At 35.6% G+C, this 3,267-nt stretch carries 2 protein-coding genes and 1 pseudogene; 2 read left to right on the top strand and 1 reads right to left on the bottom strand.

Annotated features, from left to right (window positions below; translation table 11 throughout):
- Positions 1-472 (top strand): annotated as a pseudogene (locus E1171_RS23600) (hypothetical protein); the annotation flags it as partial.
- 247 nt (positions 473-719) lie between these two features.
- Entirely contained in the window at positions 720-1,382 is a 663-nt protein-coding gene (locus tag E1171_RS04125) for a uracil-DNA glycosylase (protein WP_155204380.1), read from the top strand.
- 282 nt (positions 1,383-1,664) lie between these two features.
- Here E1171_RS04125 and E1171_RS04130 read toward each other — a convergent pair.
- Positions 1,665-3,267: carbon starvation CstA family protein (locus E1171_RS04130; protein ID WP_155204382.1), on the bottom strand; the 1,603-nt coding region annotated here is incomplete at its 5' end.

Below are 3,267 nucleotides of genomic sequence, written 5' to 3' on the forward strand. Positions count from 1 at the left end.
ACCCCTGATTTCAATTTTTAAAGAGGATACAGAGTTAAGAATTCCTGGGGGAGTGACTGAGGAGGCTTATGATACATTTAGATCTCTTTTTAAGGCGTTTCAACATAAATGTCAATACCGACTTTATTATATAAGAGGAGAGGATGGAAGGTTAAATTGTGGAGCTTTTTTTGTGATTTTTAAGGAAAGAATTATCTATTTGTTTAATGCTTGTTTGGATTCCGCTAAAAGCCAAAATGGAAGATCTCTTATAATTGATCGAATCATAAGAGAGTTCCAAAATTCTAATTATATTTTAGATTTTGAAAGCCCTGAAGATCATTTGTTCTCCAGATTTTATAGGAGTTTTGGGGGAGAACAAGAATATTTTGATCATTTTTCTTATAATAATTTACCAGCTGTTGTACAAAATCTTCATCAAATCAAAATGAAGATTCATAGAGGGATACTTAAGAAAATGGGCAAGTTGTAAAAATATGGGAGTATTAAGGTATATTTGAAGGGCTTTATAATCTTAATTTGTTGAATAAGATTACTAAGAAAATTTTGGAATAACTTTAAGGAAAGGAATGCTAGCGTAATTGGCTCTAAAAGTACCTTTACCCTTCAAATTAGAATTTGTTATTATTTCCTAAGGAAAAGTAATGAATTCAAATGCTTTTTAAAATTAAGCAATGCGAGGTTGTTGAGATTTTTTGAATAAAAATGAGGCCAGTTTTATGATATTAATACATGAATCTTCCTGGAAAAAGGTAATGCAAGATGAGTTTGGGAAGCCTTATTTTAAGAAATTGTCCGAGTTTGTTGAGAAGGAGTATGAAAATGAAACCATTTATCCTATAAGGCAGGATATTTTTAAGGCTTTTGAGAGCTGTCCCTTTAATAAACTGAAAGTGGTTTTAATAGGCCAAGACCCTTACCATGGGCCTGGACAAGCGAATGGGCTATGTTTCTCCGTAAATGACGGAATTAAAAAACCACCTTCTTTACAAAATATATTCAAGGAACTTCAATCCGATCTGAATACAGAAATAAGGGAGTCAGGTTGTTTGCAGCGTTGGGCCGACCAAGGAGTTTTACTATTAAATGCTACTTTAACTGTTGCAGCTCAATCTCCTGGAGCACATCAAAACAAGGGTTGGGAAGAGTTTACAGACCAAGTTATTCAAAGGATATCTGATCTTAAAGAACACGTGGTCTTTATTTTATGGGGGGCTTATGCCCAAAAGAAAGGTAGGAAAATCAATGAGGGTAAGCACCTAGTAATAAAAAGTGCTCATCCTTCTCCTTTGTCAGCACGAAGAGGTTTTTTTGGTTCCAAACCTTTTTCCAATACTAATGCTTTTCTCAAAAGCTATGGAAAGGAAGAGATTAAATGGTAGATAAGCTTTATAGATGTCTATAAAGGTAGAAAAATGGGGGTTTGTCTTCTTGTGCAGAAATGCAATGGTACTGGAAAAAGGAAGCTAGTCTAGATTTAATTGATTAACTTCCTGATCCTTATAGAATAAGTTCTATTTTTAGGGTGTTTTTTTAATTTTATTTCATTAAGTATATTTTTATCACTTCAGACAAAAATTCGACAAATCTCATTATTAATTAAATTAGACTCATTCCATTATCTTACTTTTACTTAATCCCTTAAATAGAAAGAAAAACCCTGGTTAAGCCTTCGATTTAATTTCTATTACTTGCTTGCTTTCTCCAAGAATGGTTCTAAAAGCCTCAATAACCAATATAATGGATAAACTCAAAAGAGCTACTGCAATTATCCCCACCAATGTAAACCCAGTTTGAAGGATTAACTGGCTTAGTGCCCAAATAGTCATACTTAGCATAAATACCATTGGTATAGCAACAAACCAAGTGTTTTTATTTTTTTTCTTCAACCATACATAAACCACTAATAGGGCCAGCCCTGCTAATAGTTGGTTTGTGGCTCCAAATACTGGCCAAATGGCTTTCCATACAGGAATAGGGTTTCCCAGGGCGTCATGTAGCGCGATAAAATTGAACATTAAAGGAATTAATAAGCAGGATAAAGTAGCTAAGATCATGTTCAATCTAGAAGATTTTAAGCTAAAAAATTCCTCAAAAATATACCTTCCCAAACGTGTGGAGGTATCCAAGGTAGTTAAAAGAAAGGTGGAAATGGTAAGAATCCCAAAGGATTGACCCATTTCAAATGGGAGGCCTAATACGGAAAGAAAATTTCCAATTCCAGCACCGTATACTGCCAGTGGGTCCTGCTTTACCATTGGACTATCTTTTGTAAGCATAGCAACAGTAAACAAGGCAATAACGGCTACTAATCCTTCAATCAACATAGCTCCATAACCAATTTTTCTTGCATCTGTCTCGCTATTTAATTGTTTGGAGGTAGTTCCAGAAGAAACTATTGAATGAAAGCCCGAACAAGCTCCGCAGGCAATAGTGATAAATAGGATTGGGAAAAGAGTTTCATTGTTGATACTTGTCCAATCGGTGAAGGCTGGGTAGGACATTTCAAAGCCACCAAACAGGATTCCAATAAATGCACCTATTAAAGAGCCATATAAAAGAAAGGACGATAAATAGTCTCTAGGTTGCAGTAATGCCCAGACTGGTGAAATGGATGCAATGAGACAATACAGAAGTAAAATAATGCTCCAAAGTTGTTGATTTGACAATCCAATACTTTGTGATAAAGAATTTAACTCCAAAGGGAAAAGGTCACCTACGTATACACCGATGAAAACAAGGGGTACGAATAAAAGGGAAGTCCTCCAAAGAGAGAGCTTCTTTCTAAATGCTAAGAAACCGAAAATTAGCGCCAATAAAATAAATAAAGAGGAAGAGCTTGCCACTTCTGGTGATTTACTGAAACTTAAACTACTAAGATCAACAAATACAATGAGGATATATATTAGTGCCAACCAAATAAAAACTAGCATCATTCGGTAGGCTAGTGGGCTCATATGTTCTTTCGCAATTTCAGCAACTGATTTTGCTTTATGGCGAATAGAAGCCATCAATGAAGTATAATCATGAACACCTCCAAAAAATATGGAGCCCAAGACTATCCATAAAAGAGCAGGTAACCAACCAAATGCTAAACCGGCAATTATTGGGCCTACCACTGGTCCAGCTCCCGCAATAGAGGAGAAGTGATGACCTAATAATACAGCACTCTTAGTAGGAACACGGTCAACTCCATCGTAATCCGTATGACTTGGAGTAGGGTTATTGTCATTGACCTCAAAAGTTCGGTCCAGGAATCGGCCATAA

The sequence above is a fragment of the Xanthovirga aplysinae genome (assembly GCF_009711365.1).
GTDB lineage: Bacteria > Bacteroidota > Bacteroidia > Cytophagales > Cyclobacteriaceae > Xanthovirga > Xanthovirga aplysinae.

Coding starts and splice junctions, on each gene's coding strand:
- E1171_RS04125 (WP_155204380.1), top strand. CDS start 720: ATGATATTAATACATGAATCTTCCTGGAAAAAGGTAATGCAAGATGAG.